Origin of the sequence: Sphingobacterium sp. CZ-2, from assembly GCF_004526235.1 — a bacterium.
Lineage (GTDB): Bacteria > Bacteroidota > Bacteroidia > Sphingobacteriales > Sphingobacteriaceae > Sphingobacterium > Sphingobacterium tenebrionis.
Genome location: NZ_CP038159.1, coordinates 1,756,195 through 1,781,085, shown reverse-complemented (window position 1 = coordinate 1,781,085; position 24,891 = coordinate 1,756,195). Strand labels below are relative to the sequence as shown.

Annotated in this window: 18 protein-coding genes and 1 tRNA gene; 12 read left to right on the top strand and 7 right to left on the bottom strand. The window is 43.3% G+C overall.

Annotation, left to right across the window (positions count from 1 at the left end; genetic code table 11):
- The first annotated feature begins 1 nt into the window (after position 1).
- Positions 2-1,465, top strand: a complete 1,464-nt coding sequence (locus tag E3D81_RS07920) for a DUF3943 domain-containing protein (protein ID WP_245153315.1) — start codon at positions 2-4, stop codon at positions 1,463-1,465.
- A 290-nt stretch (positions 1,466-1,755) separates the two neighbouring features.
- Here E3D81_RS07920 and E3D81_RS07915 read toward each other — a convergent pair whose 3' ends face one another.
- Positions 1,756-3,093 carry a trigger factor gene (locus tag E3D81_RS07915; RefSeq protein WP_134777052.1) on the bottom strand — a complete coding sequence of 446 codons (1,338 nt, stop codon included), beginning with the start codon at positions 3,091-3,093 and terminating at the stop codon, positions 1,756-1,758.
- Between the two features lie 69 nt (positions 3,094-3,162).
- Positions 3,163-3,244, bottom strand: a tRNA-Leu gene (locus tag E3D81_RS07910).
- Between the two features lie 190 nt (positions 3,245-3,434).
- Here E3D81_RS07910 and E3D81_RS07905 point away from each other — a divergent pair.
- The 6 genes from E3D81_RS07905 (at position 3,435) to E3D81_RS07880 (ending at position 10,107) form a co-directional block, all read left to right on the top strand.
- Positions 3,435-4,055: a hypothetical protein gene (locus tag E3D81_RS07905; protein ID WP_099366873.1), complete on the top strand. Its 621-nt coding sequence runs from the start codon at positions 3,435-3,437 to the stop codon at positions 4,053-4,055.
- Positions 4,052-4,354 (top strand): winged helix-turn-helix domain-containing protein, encoded by a 303-nt coding sequence (locus E3D81_RS07900; RefSeq protein ID WP_099366874.1) that lies wholly within the window; start codon positions 4,052-4,054, stop codon positions 4,352-4,354. The genes E3D81_RS07905 and E3D81_RS07900 overlap by 4 nt, the downstream gene beginning before the upstream one ends.
- An 80-nt stretch (positions 4,355-4,434) precedes the next feature.
- Positions 4,435-4,938 (top strand): hypothetical protein, encoded by a 504-nt coding sequence (locus E3D81_RS07895; RefSeq protein ID WP_134777051.1) that lies wholly within the window; start codon positions 4,435-4,437, stop codon positions 4,936-4,938.
- A gap of 170 nt (positions 4,939-5,108) precedes the next feature.
- Complete coding sequence (gene creD / locus E3D81_RS07890) at positions 5,109-6,620, top strand: cell envelope integrity protein CreD (RefSeq protein WP_134777050.1); 1,512 nt, start codon at positions 5,109-5,111, stop codon at positions 6,618-6,620.
- Positions 6,621-6,759: 139 nt separating this feature from the next.
- On the top strand, positions 6,760-8,868 hold the full coding sequence (locus E3D81_RS07885; protein ID WP_134777049.1) for an alpha/beta hydrolase family protein: 2,109 nt from the start codon (positions 6,760-6,762) through the stop codon (positions 8,866-8,868).
- 291 nt (positions 8,869-9,159) lie between these two features.
- Entirely contained in the window at positions 9,160-10,107 is a 948-nt protein-coding gene (locus E3D81_RS07880) for an IS110 family transposase (RefSeq protein ID WP_134776992.1), read from the top strand.
- Between the two features lie 140 nt (positions 10,108-10,247).
- Here E3D81_RS07880 and E3D81_RS07875 read toward each other — a convergent pair whose 3' ends face one another.
- From E3D81_RS07875 to E3D81_RS07865, 3 genes are read right to left on the bottom strand one after another with little or no spacing between them, the layout of a single operon-like run.
- A complete protein-coding gene (locus E3D81_RS07875; protein WP_099366878.1) occupies positions 10,248-11,195 on the bottom strand; it encodes an MlaD family protein in 948 nt (315 codons plus the stop codon).
- A gap of 55 nt (positions 11,196-11,250) precedes the next feature.
- Entirely contained in the window at positions 11,251-12,132 is an 882-nt protein-coding gene (locus E3D81_RS07870; RefSeq protein WP_245153314.1) for an N-acetylmuramoyl-L-alanine amidase, read from the bottom strand.
- Positions 12,133-12,150: 18 nt separating this feature from the next.
- Positions 12,151-13,014: an N-acetylmuramoyl-L-alanine amidase gene (locus E3D81_RS07865; protein ID WP_134777047.1), complete on the bottom strand. Its 864-nt coding sequence runs from the start codon at positions 13,012-13,014 to the stop codon at positions 12,151-12,153.
- 230 nt (positions 13,015-13,244) lie between these two features.
- Here E3D81_RS07865 and E3D81_RS07860 point away from each other — a divergent pair, with 230 nt between their 5' ends.
- The 3 genes from E3D81_RS07860 to E3D81_RS07850 all read left to right on the top strand — a co-directional run bounded on the left by E3D81_RS07860 (position 13,245) and on the right by E3D81_RS07850 (position 18,696).
- Positions 13,245-15,827, top strand: a complete 2,583-nt coding sequence (locus tag E3D81_RS07860; RefSeq protein WP_245153313.1) for a putative LPS assembly protein LptD — start codon at positions 13,245-13,247, stop codon at positions 15,825-15,827.
- 22 nt (positions 15,828-15,849) lie between these two features.
- Complete coding sequence (locus E3D81_RS07855; protein WP_134777045.1) at positions 15,850-17,100, top strand: competence/damage-inducible protein A; 1,251 nt, start codon at positions 15,850-15,852, stop codon at positions 17,098-17,100.
- A 108-nt stretch (positions 17,101-17,208) separates the two neighbouring features.
- Positions 17,209-18,696: a dihydrolipoamide acetyltransferase family protein gene (locus tag E3D81_RS07850; protein WP_134777044.1), complete on the top strand. Its 1,488-nt coding sequence runs from the start codon at positions 17,209-17,211 to the stop codon at positions 18,694-18,696.
- Positions 18,697-18,834: 138 nt separating this feature from the next.
- Here E3D81_RS07850 and E3D81_RS07845 read toward each other — a convergent pair whose 3' ends face one another.
- Positions 18,835-20,130: an IS110 family transposase gene (locus E3D81_RS07845; protein ID WP_134777043.1), complete on the bottom strand. Its 1,296-nt coding sequence runs from the start codon at positions 20,128-20,130 to the stop codon at positions 18,835-18,837.
- Positions 20,131-20,453: 323 nt separating this feature from the next.
- Positions 20,454-21,818: an MATE family efflux transporter gene (locus E3D81_RS07840; protein ID WP_134777042.1), complete on the bottom strand. Its 1,365-nt coding sequence runs from the start codon at positions 21,816-21,818 to the stop codon at positions 20,454-20,456.
- A 152-nt stretch (positions 21,819-21,970) separates the two neighbouring features.
- On the opposite strand from E3D81_RS07840, the gene E3D81_RS17600 reads away from it, so the two are divergent.
- Both E3D81_RS17600 and E3D81_RS07830 read left to right on the top strand, forming a co-directional pair.
- Positions 21,971-22,510 carry a twin-arginine translocase TatA/TatE family subunit gene (locus E3D81_RS17600; protein ID WP_134777041.1) on the top strand — a complete coding sequence of 180 codons (540 nt, stop codon included), beginning with the start codon at positions 21,971-21,973 and terminating at the stop codon, positions 22,508-22,510.
- Between the two features lie 70 nt (positions 22,511-22,580).
- Positions 22,581-24,878, top strand: coding sequence for a Tex family protein (locus tag E3D81_RS07830; RefSeq protein WP_134777040.1), 2,298 nt, complete (start codon positions 22,581-22,583; stop codon positions 24,876-24,878).
- Positions 24,879-24,891 lie beyond the last annotated feature (13 nt).

The following is a 24,891-nucleotide window of genomic DNA, read 5'->3' as shown; positions in this document are numbered from 1 at the left end:
CTTGCAGACAAAGAATTTCATCTTCCTCGTAATAAGCTTTCTTTTCCTTTCTATTGGTCAGGCAAATGCACAATTAGATTCCCTCAGATCCGATTCCTTAAAGATTCATAAAGATTCCCTAACGATCGATCTTAAACCGATCGTCAATTGGAAAGACAGCATAAAAACACCCCTGAACCCCGTTCGGGAAAAGAAATTCTGGCGGGCAGGTACGGAGTGGTTCCTGGCACAGGCTTTTCCAGCCTCCTTCAACCGTTTCATTACCAAAGATCCGTATTCCTATATCAGCTTTCAGAACTTCCTGGATCATCAACGCTTAAGTGCCTGGGACTGGGATGATAACCAATTCACCACCAACCAGATCGATCACCCCTTTCATGGGCAGATCTATTTCAATGCGTTTAGGAGCAACGGCTATAACTTTTACCAATCCAGTTTGGCCACTGTTGCGGGATCCTACATCTGGGAAACTGCAGGGGAGACCCAACATCCATCCATCAACGACCTGGTGAACACTACCTTTGGTGGGATTCTCCTCGGGGAAATGATGCATCGGGTTTCCAGAAACATTCTGGCAAGAAGTAGAAATGGGCATAATCGTATAGGCAATGAAATCGTGGCGACTTTGGTCAACCCGGTCAGCGGTTTGAACAGGTGGTTGGATGGTAAATGGGGAAAGAAGGTGGATGATTATTTCGTGGTGGATTCCTCCATCATATCTGCCGAAGTCGACGCCGGGATCCGTCGTTTTGATGCCAAAGACGGGGATTTCCTGAGCAAGGGCAAGAATGCTTTTTATGGGAGGCTACGGTTTAAATACAGCAACGGTGATCATAATTACAAAAGACCATTTGACCAGTTCAGCGTAAACCTGGAGTTGGGAAATGGGGATAGTTCCTTTATCAATGCCGTGAATGTTCATGCTTTATTGTACGGAGCCAAATTTTTCAAATCCCAACGTGGAAACCATTACGGCACATTGAACGCGCATTATGATTTTTATAATAACGATGCCTTTTTCTACGGGGCGCAAAGTCTGAACTACAATTGGCTATCCGAATTCCGATATAAGAAAGGAAACCGGTTGAATCTGAGTGTGGGGGCAGGGGCAGTGGTGCTAGCCGCAGTGCCGGATCCTTACCTGCTTTATGGTGCCAGCCGGAACTACAATTACGGTCCGGGGGCTTCTTATCGTTTCAAGGGCGAACTGATGCTGTTGAACACCTTTCTGCTGAGTGCAGATTATAACGGTGGGGTGTTCTTTACCATCTCCGGAACAGACTCTTATTATGTGCTCCATGGCTTGAATGTGGAAGGCAGCCTACGGTTATATAAACGTTGGTCCATCAACCTAAGTTCGGGTTATTTTAACCTTCAGGGGCATTTCCGGGATCAGCAGTATCCCGATTTCAACAGGGAATATCCTTACGGCAAGCTTTCCATCGGCTATAATATTTTCTTTTAGAAGACAGGTTACCTTCGGTGTAAAACCATACTGAAACTAATGTAAAAGTATGTAAAATGTATGCTTGATATAGTTTCCTTATACTTTAACCCTGCTTTAAGCCTACTTTAACCCTGATTCCTGCCCAAAATCAAACCTATTTTGAAGCAGTAGGTGGGAAGTCACCTGGAGAAAATGGATAATATATGTTCTCGAAAGAAAAACAATCTTGCTAAATAAAAATACAAAAAAAGAGCTGTACCAAATGAATGATACAGCCCTATTTCTATTTTATAACTAATTCGTAAAGCTTATTTGCTTTCTAATGCTTCGAATTTATCGAAATCAATCTTTTTAGATTTGATTTTGATGGTGTTTTTCAACTGATCGAACACTTTCAATGCTTTTACCTCTTCGAACAAACGGTTTGCTTGTTCTCTGTCTGCTAATAATTGCATAGCAAATTGTTGCAATTGCTCATCAGTAGGCTCTTCATTGATGTTGTACATCTTGATCTGTGCATAGATACGTTCTTTTGCTAAATCAACCACTTCGTCGTATTTCACTTCTAGGTTGTTTGCTGTAACGATGCGGTTCTCGATGATCGTCCATTTCAAGTTGCTCAAGAAATCAGCGAATCCTTCTTCGATTTCTTCTGGTTTCAAGTTAGGGTTAGTAGCTTGTAACCATTTTTTCAAGAACTCCTCAGGGAATTTAGCATCAACTTTCTCCATTCCGAATGTGTATAGATCGTTGCGAAGACGTTGTGCCGAGTTTTGTTTGAAAAGGTTTTCTACCTCTTCTTTAACTTTCTCGTTGAATTGCTCTTCGGTGGTTACTTCACCAGCAGGGAACAATTTATCGAAGAACTCTTGGTTCAGATCAGACTCTTCCAAACGGTTGATGTTCTTAACGGTCAACTCGAATTTTGTTTCGTCCAAGTTTTCTGCCTCCTCTTCGGTAACACCTAAGATACGTGCTAAATCAGCTACTTTGAACGCTTTCTTCACATCGATCTTTACGCTGTCATCTTTTTTCAAACCAACCAATGATTTTTTGATTTTAGCGTCTTCGATGATGTCCGTACGTACAGAAGTTGTTTTTTCGATACCATCTTCTTTATCTTGTTTCAAGGTAGCGTATAATACGTCACCTTCTTCAGATACTTCAGGATTGGTCATTTTACCGTAGCTACGACGTAGGTTTTTGATACGTTCTGTTAAAGTAGCTTCGTCTGCTTTGATATCGTATTCAGTGAATTCAGTTTCTGCGGAGAATGGAGTTTCAAATTCTGGAGCTAAACCAATTTCGTATTTGAAATTGAACGTATCCTTGAAATCCCAATTGTAAGAAGCATCTTTATCCTCATCTGTAGGAAGAGGTTGACCAAGAACTTCTAATTTTTGTTCGCCAATATACTCAGCAATTTTATCGTTGATGATTTTATTGATTTCGTCGAACAAAATTGATTTACCATACATACGTCTGATGTGACCAGTAGGTACCATTCCTGGGCGGAATCCAGGTAATTTAGCCTTTTTTGCTTGATCCTTGATTGCTTTATCAACTTGCGGGTTGTAATCCTCAGGAGCTATTTCCACTTGGATGTTAGCGTTGATGTCATCAATTTTCTGATGTGAAATATTCATATTCGTTCTTTAGCTTTTCGCAATTTAAAAAAAAATCCTCCTGATGGTTATTTTCAGGAGGATATCAAGTGCGGAAGAAGGGACTCGAACCCCCACGCCTTGCGGCGCCAGATCCTAAGTCTGGTGCGGCTACCAATTACGCCACTTCCGCAGTTAGGATTTTATTGAGCCACAAAGATAGAAACCTATCCAATATATGTCAAGTCTTTTTTTGCCTTTTTTTAACTATTTACTGTAAGTGGTTGTTTGTGAGCACGAAAATTTATATTCCTGAAAAAATATGAAAATAATATTTGAAAGATTCGATTATATTACCTTACTTTGAAACACAAAGTACTTTTATGAACCAGCAAGATTTAATAAAAGAAATAGGTCAGATCCGTTCGATGATGGAAAAATCATCGAAGTTCATGTCCATCAGTGGGCTCTCCGGTGTGTTGATCGGTTGTATCGCTTTACTAGGGGCAACTTTGGCCTACTTTACGGTTTATGGCACGATCTCCCAATTTGGATATCGCGATAATTATGTCCTGGAAGAGGATGTATTGTGGAAACTGATCTTGATTGCATTTGGCGTACTCTTACTTTCCATTATCCTGGGACTGAGCATGGCGAAGGCAAAGGCAAAGAAAGCGGGACAGACCATTTGGAACCCGACGAGCAAGGCGCTTTTGAAAGCTATGGCGATCCCCTTGATAGCTGGAGGCTTATTTACCTTGATCTTGATAAGTAAAGGCGTATTTTCTTTGGTCGCTTCTAGTTTGTTGATTTTTTATGGACTATCTTTGGCCGCGGCATCCGTTTTTACCTTTAGGGAGGTGCGTGTACTGGGGATCCTGGAAATCATTTTGGGGCTATTGGCGCTGGCATTTCCGGGTTATGGTATCTGGTTCTGGTCTTTGGGATTTGGTGTGTTGCACATCATCTATGGATTGATCGTTCATAAGAAATACGAAAAGTGAGTTTAGATTTAACGCTATATGATAAGGTTTTAGAAAATAGGATTAGGCTTCAGATCATGAGTATTCTGATGGCCAACGATTCCTATGATTTTAACTCCTTGAAAGAATTGCTTGATGTGACAGATGGGAATCTGGCTTCGAATCTGAAGAGTCTGGAGAAGGAGGCCTATATTACGGTGACCAAAACTTTTGTTGACCGTAAGCCGAATACGCGGTATAGTAAGACAGATAAAGGAGCGAAAGCCTTTGAAAATCACTTGATGGCCTTGGAGAATTTGATAAAACAACAGTATAAATAATTTTTTTTGTAGAACAACTTTGAAATACAAAGTACTTTTTAAAATATTGAAATAAAATGAGAGGACTTCGCTTAAAATTTATGCTTTGGCTGTACACGCATTCATCGAGGATTTATGCCCAGATCTTTAAAGCCAATAAAACGCCATGGGGGATTAAGAAAGAAGAGTTTTTGAATTATCCTGAGGGTTCTATTGGGTATCAATTGGGAGTATTCTATCAGGAGAAGGGATTTGATGTGATGCCTACCTTGGAGAACCATGATGTTTTTCATGTGCTGACCGGTACGGGAATAGATATTCAGGATGAGATTGCCATGCAATATTTATTGTTCGGCAATGGAAAGGTGAGTTTGTACCTGTTGGGGATGCTATTTGTGGGAACATTTGTTTTCCCGGAGCATTTTAGGTATTACAGGGAATCGTATCAGAAGGGCAAGTTTTATGGAAGGTTCTATGATGTGGAGTTTAAGGAGATGCTGCATTTTAATTTGATAGGTTATCGGTCCGTCATTGCGAGGAGGTACGAGGAAGCAATCCTCCCGCATGTCATGGTGAGCGGAGTCGAACCATCTGTTCGTAGGTAACTGTATAGATCCTTCGACTGCGCTCAGGATGACAAAGGCCAAAGATTGCTTCGTTCCTCGCAATGACGGGGAAAGATTGCTTCGTGCCTCGCAATGACGGGGGAAATAAAAAAACAAACAACTAATAAAACACATCAATTAATAAAACACAACAACTAAAAAATAAACGCATGGAAAGTTCAAATATCAACCCAGAAAACAGGCCAACACCAACGCCTTCGCTATTTGATCGAATTACGCAATCCGTAATTCTCAAAATATTCATCATCTTTTTTCTAACCCTCATCATGCTCATCCCTTTAAATATGATCAATGAATTGATCCAGGAAAGAAAAGGGCGGGAAGCAGTGGTTTCCCAGGAGATAGCCATGAAATGGGGGCAGGAACAGGTCATTTCGGGACCTATCCTAGCTGTACCATACGATATTACAAATGAAACAGTGGAAACAACATCCGACGGCACAAAAAGAACGGTTTACAATAACGTCACCAACTATGCCTTCTTAATGCCCAATCAGGTAAACATCCAAGCACAGGTAGAACCCGAATCCAGAAAAAGAGGGATCTATGAAACCGTTGTCTATACTACCCAAGTAAAGGTCAATGGCGACTTTGCGGGCTTTGATCTGACCACCTTAAAAATCGACCCCAATTTATTGAAATGGAAAGAAACAAAATTATTGGTCGGAATCGAAGATTTTAAAGGCTTATCCAAAAATCCGGTAATGACCTGGGGGAATGAATCCAAGGAAATGTTCAAGAACAACCTGGATCTAAAATTGTTCAATGGCAATCTTCAGATAGATCTTCCCTTGGAGAATGCGGAGGCTGCCAAACAAAAATTCAGTTTCCAATTGGATCTTCGAGGATCAAAATCCTTGAATTTCCTGCCGCTTGCCAAACAGACACAGATCAAAGCAGCTGGTAAATGGGCAAATCCAAGTTTCAACGGCAGTTACCTTCCCAATGTAAGGGAGGTGAAAGACAGTTTCACGGCTAGTTGGGATATCCCGGCATTCAACCGGAAATTACCTGCACAATGGCTGGGAGAACCCTTTACCATCTACCATTTTTCAGGTTTGGACCTCAATACGGAAGATCATACAGCCGCCTACCCACCGGGATCCTACATGGCCGAATCGGCAGTAGTTGCAGCTGCAGAAGCTGCCCATGCTGCAGGTTCCAACCTGGAGATTTCAAGTGATCTGGATATGGTACAGATCAATTTCCTACCATCGGTAAACAATTATAAAAAGACCGATCGGGTGGCTAAATATGGTGTTTTGGTGATCGCATTGACTTTTGTTTCCTTGGTTTTCATGGAAGTGATCAAGAAACAGCGGGTGCATCTCATCCAATATATCCTGATCGGATTTGCCATGGTGCTTTTCTATGGTTTATTATTGGCCATCTCCGAACACTTAGGATTTAATATAGCCTATTTAATAGCTTCCTTGGCGACCATGTTGCTGATTGCAAGCTTTATCAAAGCTATTACCAAGAATACCAAATCAGCACTGCTGTTTGGGGGCATCCTGTCGATTTTCTACCTATTTATCTTTGTGCTTTTACAGCTGCAGGATTACTCGTTAATCGTTGGAACAGTAGGTATCTTCCTTATTTTGGCTGTTCTTATGCGTTTGTCAACCAAGATTGATTGGTACCAATTTGAAAGAAAATGATAAGATTAGGCAAAGAATCGATCAGGATGTACCTGAGCAGTATCTGGTGCTTATGGTTCAGCCATAGGCGTTGATTTAATGGTTAATATTTCGCTTTGCCTGCCAACTTTAGTAAATTGGCAGGCAAAATGAAATCACTATGCGAAAGATAACCATTATTGGCGCATGCTTATTAATCAGTAATATGGCTATGGCACAACGAACCAAGGATCTTCCAGATAAGATGGATAGGCAGAAACTTGCTGTAAAAACAATGTATACCCCAGGATTGGAACCCTTATCGCCCAAAAAACTTTGGGAATTAGGTAGGGTGGCTGCAGAAGGCCTTTCAAAAGATGGAAAGACATTGGTTTATTCAGTTTCGAACTACCAATTTGATGAAAATAAATCCGAGAAGAACCTTTATACCATTCCGGTAAATGGAGGTGTCGCCAAGCAGTTCACTTCTGAAGCTGGATCAGAATCCGTTCTGAAAGTGGAAGATACTGGGGATGTGCTGTACACATTTAAAGGGCAGATCTGGAAAAAGAATATCGATGGTTCAGAAGCGAAACAGCTTACGAATATAGAAGGTGGTCTTGAAAATGTGAAGCTCTCTCCAGATGGGAAGAAGATCATGTTCAGCAAAGCGGTCTTGATCAAACCTTACCATTCCGTGGATAAATATAAGGACCTGCCAAAATCAGATGTATATATCTACGATAATTTGGATTACAGGCATTGGGACAGTTGGATGGATGGCCGTTTCAAGCATCCCTTTGTAGCCAGCTATGATAATGGACAGATTGGGGAAGCCAAGGATATCATGGAGGGGGAAGCTTTCTATTCGCCACAGATGCCATTTGGTGGTGCTGAAGATTTCGCTTGGGCTCCGGATAGCAAATCTGTTTTTTATGTGTGCAAGAAGAAATTCGGAACCGATTATGCCCAGAGTACCAATACGGATATCTATCAATATGACCTGGCTAGCGGAACAACCAAAAATTGGACCGAAGGCATGTTAGGCTATGATACCCATCCTGAATTCAATCCAGATGGTAGCGTGTTCTCCTGGTTGAGTATGAAGACTGATGGCTATGAAGCGGATAAAAACGATATCTATATCCTGGAACCTGGTTCCAACCGTAAGGTAAACCTGACGGCCCATTGGGATGGAACGGTGAATTCCTTTACATGGAGCAAAGATGGTAAGAAAATATTCTTTACCGCACCTGTGGGTGGTACTGTTCAGGTATTTGAATTGGGCGTGGAAAAAGGGGTATGGAATAAAATGCAGCCAAAGATCAACCAGATCACGAAAGGTGATTTTGATATTACAGGCATAGTAGGAGAGACCAAGGATGGTCTGGTATTGACATCTACCAAAATGACCCGTGCAACGGAGGTGTTTTTCTTCCCGTTCAAAGGCAAGGAATTGAGACAGATCACGACCGTGAATGATGCAGATTATAGCAAAATGGCGGCAACGAAGGTGGAAAGTAGGGTTACAAAGGCGAGCGATGGAAAGGATCTATTCTCTTGGGTGATCTATCCACCGGATTTCGACCCGAACAAGAAATACCCAACCTTGTTGTTTTGTCAGGGCGGACCTCAATCTGCGACTACACAATCGTATTCTTTCCGGTGGAACTTCCAATTATTGGCTTCTCAGGGTTATATTGTGATAGCACCAAACCGTAGGGGAATGCCAGGCTGGGGCGTGAAATGGAATGAGGATATTTCTAAGGATTGGGGTGGACAGGCTATTCGGGATTACCTATCGGCTATTGATGACCTTTCGAAAGAGAAATATGTGGATAAGGATCGTTTAGGTGCTATTGGCGCTAGTTATGGTGGTTATTCGGTGTTTATGTTGGCAGGTGTGCATGAAGGAAGGTTTAAGTCCTTTATTTCGCATTGTGGGTTGTTTGATATGGAGTCTTGGTATGGGACGACAGAGGAGTTGTTCTTTGCGAACCATGATTTGGGAGGACCCTATTGGGATAAGGCAAATGCAAAAACGTATACGGATTATAACCCGATGAGGCATGTGAATAAATGGGATACACCGATTTTGATTTTCCAGGGGGGTAAGGATTTTAGAGTGCCGATCGGGCAGGGACAGGAAGCTTTCCAAGCAGCGCAGTTGAAGGGGATTAAGAGTAGGTTTGTGTATTTACCGGAGGAAAACCATTGGGTGTTGTCTGGGCAGAATGCGCAGGTATGGCAACGTGAGTTTTTTGGCTGGTTAAGTGAAACTTTGAAGTAGAAGAGGGGAGAAGTACGCGTCATTGCGAGTGATTTTAGTCGTCATCGTAAGTTTGTAGGGAAGTTATAGGAATTAAAGAAACAGAATATAATTTTGTATTTCATTTAGGATACAGCGAGAGAGGGAGTAAGATTTTTAATCGTCATTGGTCCTTGAGAGACCCTTCGCAATGTTAATCCCCCTCTCTTATTCCTATCATAAACTTGGACAGTTCATTAGGCCAGGAGCCTGTTTTTACGATTGATAAGTTATGATAAGAGCTGCTGTAATCCACAAATATGATATACAAATATGGTAACAGGTATTGATTGTTCAAAGGATTATTTTGACATTTCTGTCCAATCGGGACAGAAAGAGGTTTTTAAGGGTCGTTTCAGTAACGACGAAGCGGGTTTTGTGGAGGCCCTGGGCCACATGCACGGCAGCCATATAGCGATGGAGGCCACCGGTCCCTATTACTTCCGGCTGGCAAAGTTCCTCTGGGAGAGGGATGAACGGGTCTCGGTCATCAACCCCCTTGTCATCAGGCGTTTTTCCCAGATGACCCTGGCCAGGACCAAGACCGACAGGAAGGATGCCCAGCTCATCGCCAAGTTCACCAGCATGACGGAACCTGCCCAATGGAGGCTGCCGGAGGAACATGTGCTGAGGATCAGGAACCTGGAAGGCTATATCAAGGGACAGAAGGAATGCAGGACCATGCTAACGAACAGGCTCCATGCATATGAACATGCGGGAACACTGGAACCCACGCTCAGGAAGACCATAGAGGAAGGGATCAAACGTTATGATCAGGACATCAATGAACATGAAAGGCAGGTCCAGCAGATCATCATGGAGAATTACGGGGAACTCAATGAAAACCTGCGGAGCATCCCGGGCATCGGCCCGCGCAGCGCAGCACTGCTTATCATCCTGACGGACGGTTTCAGTCGGTTCGAGGGGTACAGGCAGCTGATATCCTATTTCGGACTGGCGCCCAGGATATTCGAGTCCGGCAGCAGTGTAAGGGGAAAGGGACATATCTGCAAGATGGGGATGGGCCAGGTCAGAAAGGTGCTGTACATGGCGGCAATATCCGCCATCAGGAGCAACACCGCCTGCAGCGGGCTTTATGGGAGGTTGATGGAAAAGGGAAAACCCTACAAGGTCGCAATCATAGCAGTGGTGAACAAACTGATCAAACAGGCATTCGCCATCGCAAAATCTGGAAAGGGCTACATCGCAAAAGCGGCCTAATCAGAATATTATTTGGAGAAAATTTAATTTATTATTTGGATATATACACAGTTCATTGCGAGGAGGTACGACGAAGCAATCTTTGGACTAATCGAAAGATTGCTTCGTTCCTCGCAATGACGTAACCCTCGCAATGACGGTTACTTCGTATCCCTCTTTCCGAAAATCGAGATCTTAAGATATTTCCCTGGATTCTTCTTCAAATCCTCAATCAACTGATTCAAACTCTCCGAAGAATTCGCCAAATTATTATACAATTTCTCATCATTCAACAACAAGCTCAACGATCCTTCCCCACTATTGATCTTATCCGTTATCATCCGCACCTGCAACATCGCTTGATTCGCATTATCCACCGTTTCCTTAATTTCCGTTTTGGAAAGATCATCAGAAAGGTTATCAATATTAGCCAGAATCGAATTGATCTTACTGTTATGCTGCTTAAAATTACTGGTAATCGACTCTAAATTCGCCAAGATATTGGTCAAACGAGCTCGCTCGCTACCCACCATCCCATCAACATCGCCCGTAATCTTCTCCAAATTCTTTAAAGAAACTGAAATACTATGCACTGAACTTTTGAAATCACGTTGGAAATCGGCATCCAATACCGAGTTAACCCCCGTTAGCACCGAATCCAATTTAACCACCAAATTCTCGATCTTCTTCTGTAGCGGTTCTACTTTTTCCATTAGGTTCGCCTGTACATCCGATAGCAAAGGATCGCCATTTCGTGCCATGGTCGTGCTATTTCCCAATTCAAAAACAATGGCCTTACTACCCAATAAATCCGCAGACACAATCCGTGCTACCGTATTGGATGGAATATCCACCTTATCATCAATCTTGAATTCTGTTTTGATCTTGCCGTTCGGCTGAAGGGTCAATTTTGAAACCCGACCGATCTGGTAACCATTCACCAACACCGGTTTGGAAACAGCCAATCCATCCACATTATCATATTCAGTGTAAAAAATGTTTTCACTACTAAAGACATTATTGCCCTTTAGGAAGCTGTATCCAATAAACAACAAGGCTATGGCGATAATGGTAAGTGCGCCAACTTTAGTTTCATTAGAAATTTTCAAAATGATCCGATTTAAGAGTATCTATAAATATTTAACCACCAAGTTAAGAAAAAGTTTATCTTTCAAAAGCTTTTCGGTAGGTATTTATTGCATTAAACAAATCTGTGACAATGGCTTCCTGCCCAGCAGCAGAGTTCATGTAGCGTTCCTCTTCGGGATTACTGATGAATCCGATTTCCGTAAGTACCGCTGGCATACCCGCAGTGGCCAAAACAGCCAAGGACTGCTCTTTAACACCTCTATCAGTGCGGTTAGACCCTTTGAACTGGTCCTGCATATAGCTTGCTAATCGGATACTCTGCTCCCTATATTTCCTTTTGATCAAGGAGAAGATGATATAGGATGATGGATCCTTTGGGTCGAAACCACCATAGTTTTCCTTATAGTTTTCCTCCATCAGGATGGAAGCATTCTCTCGGATGGCCACATCCTGCTGACCTGTACGGCTAAAACCTAAAACCAAGGTCTCTGTTCCGGCAGCTGATGTGTTCAATGTTTTTCGTGTAACATATTTTCCTTTACTGTTTTTTACCCTTCTACTGGTAGTACCTCCAGAGTTACAGTGGATGGAAATAAAAAGATCGGCATTGTGCTTATTGGCAATAGCAGGTCTTTCGTATAGCTTCGGGTAAATATCCGTTTTGCGGGTATAAACCACTTTTACACCTGGCAGTTCCTGTTCTATACGTTTGCCTAATTTTAGGGCTACCTGCAGCGCGATATCTTTTTCCTTCGATACCCGACCGACAGCACCTGAATCATGACCACCATGTCCTGCATCAAGTACAATCGTCCGCATCTTTTTTACGGTACCACTTTGATTTGGATTTTGCGGGTCTTTAGGAGTAAAGGAAGCTAAGACGATGACTGATAAACAGATGGCCATACGTCCGGCTGCCTTAAAAATGTGTTTTTTCGTGTTTTTAAAAGTGTCCAATTTCAATGTATCTTAATGCTATAATCCAGAACTTGTTTTATAGCGTTTCACTGCATCAACAATGTTGCCAACAATTTCTTCCTGTCCTTTTGCGGATAACATGTAGTTTTCTTCATCGGGGTTGGAAATAAATCCAATTTCGGTTAAGGCAGAAGGCATACTCGCAAATGCCAGTACCGCTAAAGATAATTCCTGAACGCCACGATTTGGTCTGCCCTGCTTTACATATTCATTCTGGATATAAGAGGCAAATTTAATGCTCTTGTCCCGATAGGTTCTTTTCAATAAAGAGAAAATGATATAGGATGAAGGATCTTTCGGATCAAAACCACCATAGTTTTCCTGGTAATTTTCCTCCATCAAGATATCCGCGTTCTCTCTTACCGCTACGTTGGATTCCCCTTTCTGTAATCGGTTATAACCACATACAAAGGTTTCTGTTCCACTAACACTAGGTCTACGGATTACCCGACCTTTCGAATCATAATCGGCCGAGTTACAGTGAATGGATAAAAAGAGATCCGCCCGATTGCGGTTGGCAATGGCGGAACGCTCATGGAAAGGAACATCCACATCTGTTTCGCGTGTCAGCATCACCTTTACACCCGGTAATTCTTTTTCAATAGCATCTTTCAGTTTTTTTGATACTTGCAAAACGATATCCTTTTCGGCAGAAATCTTTCCTCTGGCGCCAGGAATTCTCCCGCCATGACCCGGATCGATAACGATCAATCGCATGGCTTTATTGCTAGAAACTTCGGTTGCAATGGGTTCCTTTGCGGAGTCGCCCTTACTGGTTCCGACGTAAATACTTAGAAATAAGATAGGTAGTGTAATGCCTAAAATGCTTAGGACTGATTTTGTTCTTTGATTAAGATTCATTTCCAACTTCTCCTTTTAAATATCCAACAAAATGCTTTTTAAAGTTATTTGTTAAATATGTTTAACTTTATCAAAATCCTAATTATTGTAATAGATTTTTGACTATTTTTGCCATCAAGAGTTTAAAATTAGCACAAAAATAACATTCATATTTCATTTTGAAGGCTTTAAGTTGTTTTTTCCTTACCCTTTTTCTTTTTTTTTGTGGGCTGTCTTTGGTAAAAGGGCAGGTGGAAACCAATTCCAGAGGGACAACTGTTACAAACGACACTTCCAAAAACGAACTCCAGGATACCAGTAAAAACAATTTCAAACAGGTTTCGGGACAAGATACGGTGCATATGCAAGATGATGGCGGTCTGGAAACTGTGGTCACCATTTCTGCCAATGATTCTTCATGGAACGAAGTCAGTAAAAACATCCTGCACCTATTCAAAGGTGCCAAAGTAAAATATGAAGGCTTCGAATTAGCAGCCGACTATATCCGTTTGGATAGAAATACCAATATCTTATTTGCTTCCGGTGTAATCGATCATAACGGAAAATATGTAGGTAGGCCAGTCGTGATTATGCCTGGAGAATCGCCGATTGCTGTCGATTCCCTGTTATATAATTACAAATCCCAAGTGCCGAAAACCTATGGCGTGATGACCGAGGTGGATGGGGGTTATATTCAAGCCCGGGAAGTACGTAAGAATATCTATGACGAGATGTCCTTGTACAAAGGATTGTACAGTACCTGTGATCTGCCTTATCCGCATACCCACTTTGGTATACAGATCAGCAAAGGGGTGATCACCCAAAAACAGATTATTGCCGGACCATCCTACCTGGTGGTTGAAAATATACCCTTAAAATTTATTGCTATTCCATTCGGATTTTTCCCTAAACAGGATAAGAAGAGTTCCGGATTTTTATTCCCATCCTTTGGTGAGGATGCCTCCCGTGGTTTTGCCATGCGTGATCTGGGATGGTACTTGACCTTCAATGATTATTGGGATTCGGAAATCAGAGGTAACCTGTATTCCAAAGGAACCTGGGAAGCTAGTGTAAGGACCCAATATTTGGTGAACTATAAATTCAGTGGTAACTTCAATATCCGTTATGGTTCCTTCGTGGAAGGGGTAGAAGGTACGCCAAGTTATGGACGTAGTAAGGATTTTAACTTTACCTGGAACCATACCCAAAGGCAGGAGGCTAATCCGGGGACTTCCTTTACGGCATCTGTAAACTTTGGTACCCGTTCTTATTTGCAGAATTCTGCTGCGGGTGGAACATACGACCCTCGCGCTTTGACCAATAACCGATTGAACTCTTCCATCGCTTATGGAAAAGTATTTGCAGATGGTAAGGTCAATTTTACGTCCAACCTTCGACATGAGCAGGACCTGACCACTGGTCGGGTAACCTTGGATCTACCGACCATCAGTTTGAACGTGGCCACCTTTAATCCTTTCGATAGTAAAGATCGTGTTGGGGAACAGAAATGGTACCAGAAACTAACGGTAGGTTATAGTATGCAGGCGCAGAATAAGATCGTTACGTTTGATACGCTTTTGTTTAGAAAAGAAACGCTACAAGACTTTACCAATGGGATGCAACATAATATTCCGCTTAGTTTAAGTTTAAATGTGCTGAAATATTTCCAGTTCAATACCTCCGCCAACTACACCGAACGCTGGTATTTGCAGTCCGTTCGTAATCGTGTAGCAAACGAGGTTTTTGGGTATAGCACAGTTAGGGATACCATCCAAGGATTCAAAAGAGCCTACGATTATAACCTTTCCAGTGGATTATCAACCAAGGTTTATGGTATGTATCCTAAAATGGGTAAGATAGAGGGGATACGTCACGTGATTACCCCATCGGTGAACTTGAATTATCGCCCAGATTTTGGAAGGGAAAGATATGGCTATTACCGTAATTTTATTGATGAAAATGGCGTGAACAGGAAGTATTCCATCTTTGATGGTGCACTCTATGGATCGCCAAGTGAAGGCCGTTCCTTAGGGATTGGATTCTCAGTAGATAATAATATTGAGGCGAAGATCAGGGATGATAATGATACCACAGGTAATGGATTCCGAAAGGTTCCTATTATCCAAGGTCTAACCTTCTCGGGTAACTATAACATGGCGGCAGACTCCCTGAAACTATCCACCATCAGTTTCTCCGGTCGTACCTCCTTATTCAAGGAAAAATTGAACCTGAATTTCAATGGTACATTTGATCCTTATTCGTATGATCCTTATACGGGAAGAACGGTTAATCGCTATGCGATCAAAGATGGTAAGCTTGCCCGTTTGACCAATTTCGGTCTTTCCTTTGATTATAGTTTTAACCCGGAGGCGAATAAAAGCAGGAATAACAATATGGATTCCCTGCGGAACAGCATGCCGAACCTAAGTCCGGAACAGGCGCAGGCACTATCGCGCATCAGTACCGATCCGAATGCCTTCGTGGATTTCAACATTCCATGGAATGTTGCGGCATCCGTTTCCTTTAATTATGCGCGGGTTTTTGATGACGAAGAGCAAAGAATGCGTAGTGTATTGACCAATACGGTCAATGTACATGGGGATTTCAATGTGACGCCGAAATGGAAGATTCAATACAATACCGGTTTCGATTTTGTGCAGATGAAGGCCAGTTTGACCAACATCAGTATTTATCGGGATCTCCATTGTTGGGATATGTCGGTCGGATGGGTTCCATTTGGGCAATACAAAAGTTATAACATAACCATCAGGGCAAAGGCATCGATCCTTCAGGATCTGAAGTTATCGAAACGCCAGAGTCATTTTACCTTTTAGAAAAACTTAAATCTTAAAAGCCATGAAAGCTGAGATTATTACCATTGGTGATGAAATCCTGCTGGGGCAAATCGTGGACACGAACTCGGCATGGCTAGGACAGCAATTGTTCGACCTACAGATTCATGTTCAACAGATAACCTCTATAACAGATAGTGAATCCCATATTCTTCAAGCTTTAACAGCCGCTCAAAGCAGGGCAGATGTGATCATCTGTACAGGTGGATTAGGCCCAACCAAAGACGATGTAACCAAAGCGACCGTCGCCAAGTTTTTCAATACCACTTTCGTCCATAATGAAGAAGTTATGGTTCATGTGAAGCAGATTTTTGAACGCTTTAACCGGACCATGCCGGCCATGAATTATGGTCAGGCTGATGTTTTGGCCAATGCGGAAGTCCTTTTCAATGATTGGGGAACAGCGCCTGGAATGTGGGTGGAGCATGAGGGGAAGGTGTTTATTTTCCTTCCGGGAGTACCTTTTGAAATGAAAAACCTGATGACCCATCGGGTTATTCCTAAACTGAAGAATTTTTACAGTGAGGAAAAGTTGGTGCTGCGCTATATATTAACCGTTGGAATAGGGGAGTCGCATTTAGCCGAAATGATCGCTGATATCGAGGATAGTTTTCCGGATCAGGTTCACCTTGCTTACCTTCCTAAGATCGGTATGGTCAGACTTCGTTTGACGGTTTCTGGCAAAGATGTGGAACAATTGAATCTTTTAGCGGATGAGTTGCAAGAACAATTGATTGAGAGAATCGGGAAGGCTGTTGTATCAACGGAAGATATCAGTTTTGAGGAGGTGCTCATCAAATCCTTTGTGGCGGATAACTGTGCCTTAGCCACCGCAGAGAGCTGTACAGGCGGAAATATCGCACGTGTGATTACGGAAGTTGCTGGAGCAAGTGAGATGTTCGAGGGAGGGATTGTTTCTTATTCCAATCAGGTGAAAGTGTCGCAGCTGGGTGTGTCGGAGTCGACCTTGGAGGCTTTTGGTGCGGTAAGTGAAGAAACGGCTGTGGAGATGGCGAAAGGGGCAAAGGAACGTCTCGGCACGAGTTATGCAGTGGCCACTACGGGAATTGCAGGGCCTGGAGGTGGCTCGCAGGAAAAGCCTGTAGGTACCGTGTGGATTGCTGTAGCGGGTAAGCAGGAAGTACAAACTAAATTGTTCCGTTTTCATGGGGATCGGCAGATCAATATTGAACGGGCAACCGCGCAAGCCTTGCTGATGTTATGGAATTTATATCGACAAGAGAAGGGCGATTAACAGAATTATATTTTTTATAGGTTTTTATTCAAACGATTATATTTTGTTTCCTTGAGTTTCAACTTTTAATAAGTAACTTAGTGGACTAACAATCCAAATAAAAAATAGATGGCTATATATAAACTTTTACTTCCTAAGATGGGAGAAAGCGTATCAGAAGCTACGTTGACAAAATGGGTGATTCAGGTTGGAGAGCGCATCGAGGAAGATGATGCTGTCGCTGAGATCGCTACGGATAAAGTGGATTCCGAAGTGCCATCTCCGGTTGCTGGTATCCTAAAGGAAAGATTGTTTGAAGAAAATCAGGTAATCCAGGTAGGCGATGTTATTGCATTGATCGAGGTTGATGGCGATGATGATGCTGAAAATTCAGGGAATGTTCAGGGTGAAAACTTGAATAATTCCGAGCAAAACATAGAAGAAAAACAAGCGGAACATACGGAAGAATCTGCTGATCATGAAGGAATGGATGATGCTCCTGAGGCATCGACAGAAATTCCTGGAATGGATCAGGTGGATAGCCGTGCTGCTGAAGATCATAACCAAGTTTCGGAAGCTGGGAATTCCGGTATTCGTTTTTATTCCCCATTGGTTAGGAATATTGCTCAACAGGAGGGTATTTCTCAACAGGAGCTGGATGGAATTACTGGTACTGGTGCAGAAGGCCGAGTGACGAAGCAAGATGTGTTGAACTATATCCATCAAAAGGACGGTAGTAATCATACGCCTAAATTGGATTCAACTTCTCCAACTATGGGGTCTTCAATTACTGAGTCTAGAAGCTCGGTAGCTTCATCATCTGCTGGTTCAGAAGTTAAAGCATCTTCTGGTACATCTAATGCAGGTCAAGCTGTGACGAGTCCGGCTCAGGTAGTGAAGAGCTCCGGATCCGACGAGATCATTGAAATGGATAGAATGCGTCGTTTGATCGCAGATCATATGGTGAGCAGTGTGAAGACTTCGCCACATGTATTTTCAGTGGTGGAAGCGGATGTAACGAATCTGGTGAACTGGAGAAATAAAATCAAGGACGCTTATAAAAAAGCAGAAGGGGAGAACATCACCTTTACACCATTGATCATTGAAGCGATCGCGAAAGCTATTAAAGATTTCCCGATGGTGAATGTTTCAGTAGATGGATATAATATTATTCGCAAGAAAAACATCAATATTGGTATGGCAGCGGCTTTGCCAAGTGGAAATCTGATTGTTCCTGTGATTAAAAATGTGGATCAGTTGAGTCTTTCGGGGATTTCAAAATCGGTAAATGATTTGGCAAATCGTGCGAGGGGTAATAAGCTGAAGCCAGATGATACACAGGGAGGTACTTTTACATTTACAAATATCGGTGCGTTCGGAAATATCTTGGGCATGCCTATTATCAACCAGCCACAGGCAGCGATCTTAGCTGTAGGAACTATTAAAAAGAAACCGGCTGTGTTGGAGACTGAATATGGTGATGTGATTGCTGTAAGGCATATGATGTATATCTCGATGTCTTATGACCATAGGGTAATTGATGGCGCTTTAGGTGGAAGTTTTATCCGTAGGGTGGCTGATTACTTAGAAAACTGGGACGCAGAAAGGACGGTGTAGCATCACGTCATTGCGAGGAACGAAGCAATCTTTCCGCATGTCATGCTGAGCAGCGTCGAAGCATCTGTTCGTTAGTACCCGTACAGATCCTTCGACTACGCTACCAATGACATGTTGTATAACCTATTGTTAATCAGGTCAATGTATCTTATCTAATTTCATATCGAACTCCAGTGCCAACCTGTTTAGGTACTTTTCCTTCTGCTTTTTCAATTGTGTTTCATAGGTCTGCACCCCTTGTTCCACATAGGTAGTCCCCTTTACCATCAGTCGCCAATACTGTGCTGCCAATTTGTTGGCCATGGCCTTGATGGCGATCATAGGCCCTTTTCTGGCCCGAAGCCGTCGTCCGAATTCCCCGATCGCTATTTTCTTGCTCTGTAGGAGTCCCTGTGCAATGACCCGGAATATCTGTCCGGTCAGCGGTTTCCCCTTCCGCTTGACCCTTCTGCTACTTGTGCCCGAGCTGTTCTGCCCCGGAGATAGCCCCAGCCAACTTGTGAAATGCTTCTCCGTGGCCCATCGTTCCAGATCGTTTCCCGTCTCGCTGTAGATCTGCATCCAGGTATAGTCCGTGATCCCGGGCAATATGGTGGCATCCCTGCCCTGGAAGAGGTCCAGCAGATGGGCGCCAAGGTCCCTGATGTCCGGCCTGTTGTGCCGTATCGGTTTCCTGGGCCCTGACTGGGTCCCTTTGCCGCCATCGCCGCCCTTCTGCAGCAGGGCTTCCAGCTTATGGTCACATTCGGCAATCTGCTTCATGTAGAACAGATAGGCCTCATGGGCGATCCTTAGGGCGAACACACCCCTTTCTGTATAGAAACCCTCCAGGGCGGCAAGGATCTCCTGGGACTTGGTCCTGCGCAGCCTGGTATGGCACAGGGACAGCAGGACACCAGGATCGCGCTCGCCCGACAGGATGGCACCGATGACGGCCATACCGCTTGCTCCATGGATCTGGCTCAGTACCTCGGGAAGCCTGATGTTCATTTCCACCAGGGCCTTCTGCATGTGGTTGACATGCATGGCGGCGTTCCGCAGCAGGTCCTCCCTCAGCCTCAGGTAGCTGCGGATCTCCTTTTGGTCCCCTTCGGCCACAAAGCAGCGGTTCAGCAGTCCATAGCTGTGCAGCTGCTGGATCCATTGGCAGTCCTTTACATCGGTCTTCCGTCCGGGGACCTGTTTGGTCTGGCGGCCGTCGACCAGCCAGACGTCAAGCCCTCCGGCGTGGAGGATATCGTAAAGGATGAACCAATAGGAACCCGTGGCCTCCATCGCAACGGTGTCCACACCATGGGAGAGCAGATAGTCCAGGGCTTCGCGAAAGTTACGGGTAAAAGTGGCGAAGGAAACGACCTCCTGCCCCTGGACGGAGATGAAGATTCTGCGTGAACCGATATCGATCCCCGCAGCATGATCGTGAATGATTTTCATGGCACATCAATTAAAATGTGAAACCATTAAGCCCATAGAGGAAAAATAAACGGCAGGCTACCATACGGACAATCTAAAAGATGTACCAAACTCCAATGCCTCAATCTATGGAACCAAGCTCAGGGACAGGCAAGATGCACTATACGATAGTCCGGTCAAACTGCAGAATGGTCAATGAACTAAGTTACTAAATGTCATCACCTTCCGATAAATTTAGTTCAAATTTTTAATTCTCAGGATGACAAAGACTCCGCTTAGGATGACAAAGTCCAAAGATTGCTTCGTCGTACCTCCTCGCAATGACGAAGTACCTTACAATGTCTTTAGGCACCCACCTCAATTAACTTCCTTTTCACCACATACTGATACCTCAAAAACAGCAAAACCGAAGAGGTCAGCAATCCCAATGTCAAGCCATACCAAATCCCTTTAACCCCTACATTCCAATAAATCCCTAGCAGATAAGCTACCGGTATACCCACCACCCAATACGCCACAAACGTTATAAAAGTAGGGATATTCACATCGCCCATACCCCGCAAAACACCCAATCCAACCACCTGCGTTCCATCAAATAATTGGAATCCACCTGCAATGATCAATAGAGGGCCAGCCAAAGCAATAACCGCCAGATCCGTTGAAATAATATACGGTAGATATTGATTAAACACCGCAAATATCAAGGCACAGATTATCATAAAGACAATCACCAAATGGTAGGAAACCGTTGCAAACTTCCTCAACCTGAAAAAGTTCTTGTTTCCAAAACTATTCCCAACCTTAATGGTGGCTGCTGAAGCAATTCCACTGGCCATCATATAAGTCATTGCCGCAAGCGTAATTGCGGTTTGATGTGCTGCCTGCTCCACTGCCCCGATCATCCCTGCGATCAAAGCCGCTGCAGCAAAAGCGCCAATCTCAAAAACATACTGCATAGCAACCGGAGCACCAATCTTCAGGATGTTTTTCATACGATCCACATCAATGAACTTTACCGAAAAATGCTGGATATACCTTTTGAAATTCGATGAATTCAAAACATACCAAGCCATTACGGCCATCATCAGGATACGGTCCACCAAGGTGGCAATACCCACACCGACAACGCCCATTGGCTTAATGCCAAACATCCCTTTCACCAGCACAATTGCCAAGAGCACGTTCAGTACATTTCCCCAAATGGTAATGTTCATGGCCTGCTTGGTAAAGCCCAATCCTTCGGCAAATTGCTTAAAGGTATTGAACAGCATCAAAGGTAATATGGATAAGCTCAGGATCAGAAGATAAGGTTTGGCAGTTTCTACCACCAGCGGATCTTGGTCAGCATGTTGCATGGCATACATCGATCCGAAATAAACCAACAGGAACAGCAGGATAGCCGAAATGATGTTCAACCAAAAACTGTTGGAGAGCAATTTGGCACATTCCTGATAGTTCCCGCGTCCATTTTCCTGCGCTATTAGCGGTGTTAATCCGAAGGCAATACCAAGGCCTATCACCAGGACGACCATAAAAACAGAATGCACCAGAGAAACAGCAGCTAATGAAATCGTACCGGAAAAATGGCCAACAATAATGGTATCCGCTGTTTGGACCAAGGTATGACCCAATTGGGAAATCACAACAGGTCCGGCTAATGCCATGCTGCTGAGGTAATACATTTTGTTGGATTTGTAATAATTGAACATATCAAATCGGGTTGGAGTGGGCAAATGTACAAAGTTTAACTTCAAACATTGTAGCAGGCTTGTTAACTTTTTGTGTCTAAATATTTACAGATAACAGTTGGCGAAAAAAAATAATACACTTACCTTAGCTCTATTAACAATTTTTAAAAGAAATGAATTTAGCGTTTTTGAATATAGGTACCCAAGAGATGGTGTTGATCCTGATTGTGGCGTTGTTGTTGTTCGGAGGGAAAAAACTACCTGAATTGGCGAGAGGATTGGGAAGAGGTATACGCGAATTTAAAGATGCTTCCGAAGGCATCAAAAGAGAGATTTCCGATCAGATCAATAACTTTGAAAAGGAAATTGATGATGTAAAAGCAAATATCGAAAGCGAACCTGAGCAGCAAAAAACATCTACGAATTACCAAAATGATGAGGCTTTAGCAAATCAAGGTACTGATCAGGCAGAAAAAGGAGAGGTAAAAGAAAAGAAAACTCCACATTTTTCTGCTCCTGCCGGGACATATACCCATCAACCTTATGCAACCCCAACACAGGATGATTATTACAGCTATGGTTATAACGACCATTTTGAAGATAATAAAGACGTAGACCAAACGGCAGCTACAGAAGATCAACCATCTGCTGACCAAACACAACATGATGAAGGTAAAACTTCATCAGATGAAAATCCATCTAAAAACGCCTAACAATATTTAAGCATAAATCATTAAGCTGTTGATGTTCTTCAACAGCTTATTTTTTCTATAACACTTGATTATGAGTACATCCCACGAGTTTATCGTATCGCAAGAGCTAGCGCTTAGCGAAAAGCAAGTAAACAGTACATTGGCCCTATTGGATGAAGGTGCTACCATTCCTTTTATTGCAAGATACCGTAAAGAGGTTACCGGAAGTTTGGATGAGGTGCAGATTGCGGCGATCAGAGATCACATTCAGCAATTACGCGATCTGGATAAACGCAAGGAAGCTGTCTTAAAATCCATTAGTGATCAAGGGAAATTGACCCCTGCTTTAGAGGAGCAGGTAAAAACAGCCGAGACCATGGCCATTCTGGAGGATATTTACCTTCCATACAAGCCAAAACGTCGTACACGGGCTTCCATGGCGCGCGAGAAGGGATTACAGCCATTGGCTGATATCCTATTAGCACAGGATAAGATCGATCTTGACGAAGCAGCTGCAGACTATATCGATGCGGAAAAAGGGGTGAACAACCTGGAAGAAGCTTTGGCAGGAGCAAGAGATATTCTAGCGGAACAGATTGCAGAGGATGCCGAAGTTCGATCTCATGCAAGAAAGATCCTGATGGAAAAAGGGAAGTTTGTTTCTAGGGTGGTGCCAGGAAAAGAGGAGGCAGCCCTTAAATACAAGGACTATTTCGAGTGGTCTGAATCCCTAAAAGATGCACCATCCCATCGGGTATTAGCGATGCGTAGGGGCGAAAAAGAAGAATTATTGTACCTGGATGTGGATGTGGAAGAGGATCAAGTGCTTCCGGGTATAGAAAAACAATATATCAAAGCCAAGAACAGTTCCAGCGAACAGGTTGAACTTGCGCTATTGGATAGCTATAAGCGTTTGTTGAAACCATCCATGGAAACAGAGGTTCGCGTATTGACTCGCCAACGTGCGGATGAAGAAGCGATCAAGGTTTTTGCAGATAATGTTCGCCAATTGCTATTGGCGGCACCACTTGGTCAGAAACGTCTATTGGCGATTGACCCAGGTTTCCGTACGGGATGTAAAACCGTGGTACTGGATGCGCAAGGGAATTTATTGGAGAACACGGCGATCTTCCCACACAATGGCGCCGGAGGAATGGCAGAGGCCGAGAAAACCATCAAGCATTTAGTTACTAAATACGATGTGGAAGCTATTGCAATTGGTAATGGTACAGCTGGCCGTGAAACAGAAGATTTTGTCCGCAAATTACAATTGTCGAATGTGACGGTGGTGATGGTGAACGAAAGTGGGGCTTCCATTTATTCTGCTTCAGAAACCGCAAGGGAAGAGTTCCCAGATTATGATGTTACCGTTCGTGGTGCAGTTTCCATCGGTAGAAGATTGATGGATCCTTTGGCCGAATTGGTGAAGATCGATCCAAAATCCATTGGAGTAGGTCAATATCAACATGATGTAGACCAAGGTAAATTACAGAATGCCTTGGATGATACCGTGATTTCCTGTGTGAATGCAGTTGGGGTAGAATTAAACACCGCTTCCAAACAGATTCTTGCCTATATCTCAGGATTAGGTCCAGCATTGGCTCAACAGATCGTCAATTATCGTAAAGAAAATGGACCGTTCAAATCCCGTCGGGAGTTGAAAAAAGTGCCTAGACTGGGCGATAAAGCCTTTGAACAGGCAGCTGGCTTCCTCCGTATCCGAAATGCAGCGCATCCTTTGGATGCCTCCGCAGTACACCCAGAGCGATATGCGTTGGTGGAACAGATGGCAAAAGATCTAAAGGTTTCTATCGAGGATCTGATGAAGGATGATAGCCTTAGAAAACAAGTTAACCTAAGAAACTATACCTCCGAGGAAGTGGGATTGCCAACCCTGAATGATATCATGGCCGAGTTGGCTAAACCAGGATTGGATCCACGGGAGAAATTTGAATCCTTTTCCTTTACGGAAGGTGTGAATAAAATCAGCGATTTGAAGGTGGGCATGAAACTGCCAGGAATCGTAACGAATATCACAAACTTTGGTGCTTTTGTGGATATAGGTGTTCACCAAGATGGATTAGTACATTTAAGTCAATTAGCGAATCATTATGTTTCCGATCCACATGAAGTGGTCAAAGTGCAACAACAGGTGATGGTGCAGGTGACGGAGGTAGATGAACGCCGGAACCGAATCAGCCTAAGCATGAAAACAGAAGATAAAGGGCAAAGAAAGCGTTCGGATTACCGGGAGACTGGAAAATCAGATCAAGGGAAACGAGATCAGGGTAACAGGTCGCATGGCAAGGGAAACCATGGAAGGAGAGAGGTTGAGCCCGAAACCGATATGGCTAGTAAACTTGCAGCCTTGGCAAGTAAATTTAAATAGACACAAAAGAAAT